The following is a 2,154-nucleotide window of genomic DNA, read 5'->3' as shown; positions in this document are numbered from 1 at the left end:
ATTTTGCCAGCTGGTCTTCAAGAACAGGCTGGGCTTCAGGGAACTTGAGGTTAACTTTATTAGCGTTCGAGACGACGCGAGTCTGGTATTTGTGCTGATTACCTGTTTCCGTACTTGTCTGCACTTTTGCACCGGATGTTCCCTGACGCAATACGGCCACGTTATCAGTCTGAACCTGAGTTTTGGTTCTTTCTGCGATCTGAACATCGGTGATCATGGTGTAGTTCACATCTTCCACCATCGCGTCAGCAGCCATCCCGACCAGACCAGCCGCAAGCCCTACCCCCAGGGTTGCTCCCGCAGAACTGGAGTTGTAAGCGGTAATCCCCGCCCCAAGAGCGGCGCCAGTCACTGCCCCCTCATAACCCCGGCTTAACCAGCCCTGAGACTCACGAAGGTCCATTTTATCGGCCTTGAGCACGTTTGCCTGGATCCAGTAGCCCGCCGTATCCGGGTTACTGACGACCTGATATCCCTTTGAAGTGACGGCGCTGGCAATTTTTGCCTGCAGGCCACTCATATCCTTATCAGAGGTATTTTTGATTTGCAGATAAACCGTCTTGTTATTTGAAGGTTCCAGCCAGATTGTTTCGCTCATCTGGGTTTTTACTTCCAGATTTCTCTTTTTAATAGCGGTTCCCATTGCACTACATCCAGATAACACCAGCGCAGAGCTGACGACCATCACAGCCATGATTTTATTAAGCTTCATCCTGAATCCTTGTGACATAATCAATACGAGTGAATACACATTCTCTTATAATGTCGGAATGCGCATCCACTATATACGAATTTTAAGCGAGATGTAAAAAACCAATTACAACCTAGGCAACCAATAATAACCAAAAGAAACTTTTAGTCTGTTAATAAACCACCATAATTGATAGGTTGAGTATGGATGACCAGCTCCCAACCTTGACAGATTCATAAATTTCCATAAATAACCCCTGACTTAATGTAAATCAAAAGACTCCGCCGAAGGCGATAACACCTAACAGGCGCACAAGTAAACTGCGCACCTTTTCACCGTTCATGATTCCTAACCGATTCAATAACAGACGTCAGGGTCGCTAATTGATAACGACCAAGGTCAATATTCATCACCATGACAGTCACTATCATACAAAAAAACGTTATAACACAAAAGGCTATTGCATTAAGATGGATAGATGAAAAATAAAATGCCAGACAAGGAAATAGAATCAAGATAAAGACACCATAAGACTTACTCTTCCCTGACAAATAACTAAAGAATTTTGATTTTGTCCTGAATGATTGAGGCAACGAAAGAAAGTGTGCGCGCGTATTAGCTATCAAAACTATAGAAAAAAAACCCATCCCCCCCGCAAAAACCATAGCAGCCACTCTCTCAAGACCAGAGGCATAGTCACTTTGCCAATATGAAAGGTAGGATGATAGTAAAAACCACAGCATGCATACCAGACCTGGCCAGATACAACGCCAGAATGAAGGAATTTCTAAATCCTGATGAGCCAAGATCTGTTTTAACTCTTCGATTTCACTTTGTATTATTTGATGGGTTAACATTCTTTCCTCCCTATCCCTTTGGTTTCTCGTTTTCTAATTTTGTTGCCTTATCCAGTAGTTCTTTGGTTGAATCCGCGCCAGGCAGTCTGGTTTGATGCTCTTTCTTATCATTATAAGAATTTTTGAAATCATTTCCTTTTGTTTTGTGGTCATTTTCCAGTTCAGCATTCTCTTTTTTCACTTCAACGCCTTGCTGTTGTATGTTTTCACGGGTTTCCTGATGCTGTTGTTTATTCTCTGTAATCATCCCACCCACTTTCTGCCCCACATTATCCTTAATATTTGCCTGTTGCGTCATCGCATCGATCCGGCCGGAGTTATGTCGGTAGTCGGCCATCACCGAACCATTGTCTCCACCACCTGAGACTTCGGTCATATTCTGGCCGATGCTTTCACGCCCCTGTTGATACGCAGCATCAACCCTGGGTTCTACCTGCTCTTTGACGAACTCACGCGCCAGGGCTTCCCGCTGCGCGGCAATTTCAGGAGAACTGGTATTGGTCAGAATGGCCTCTGCATTCTGTGGAGCACGATGCTGAACAAAATTCGCAAACTGCTGAGTCAGGTTTTCGTTCATCTGGCCAGTCATGCTCTCTGTGCGTGACG

Annotated in this window: 2 protein-coding genes and 1 pseudogene; all 3 read right to left on the bottom strand. The window is 44.7% G+C overall.

Features of this window, described 5'->3' with window-relative positions; all coding sequences use genetic code 11:
• The coding region (gene traT / locus BHE81_RS25440) for a conjugal transfer complement resistance protein TraT (RefSeq protein WP_149888846.1) at positions 1-712 on the bottom strand (712 nt) is incomplete at its 3' end.
• Between the two features lie 311 nt (positions 713-1,023).
• A complete protein-coding gene (locus BHE81_RS25435) occupies positions 1,024-1,548 on the bottom strand; it encodes a hypothetical protein (RefSeq protein ID WP_072040864.1) in 525 nt (174 codons plus the stop codon).
• 10 nt (positions 1,549-1,558) lie between these two features.
• Positions 1,559-2,154 (bottom strand): annotated as a pseudogene (locus tag BHE81_RS25430) (conjugal transfer protein TraG); the annotation flags it as partial.

The sequence above is a fragment of the Klebsiella sp. AqSCr genome, assembly GCF_008452795.1.
In the GTDB taxonomy this organism is placed as follows: domain Bacteria; phylum Pseudomonadota; class Gammaproteobacteria; order Enterobacterales; family Enterobacteriaceae; genus Klebsiella; species Klebsiella pneumoniae.
This window is presented reverse-complemented; position numbering and strand designations above follow the sequence as displayed.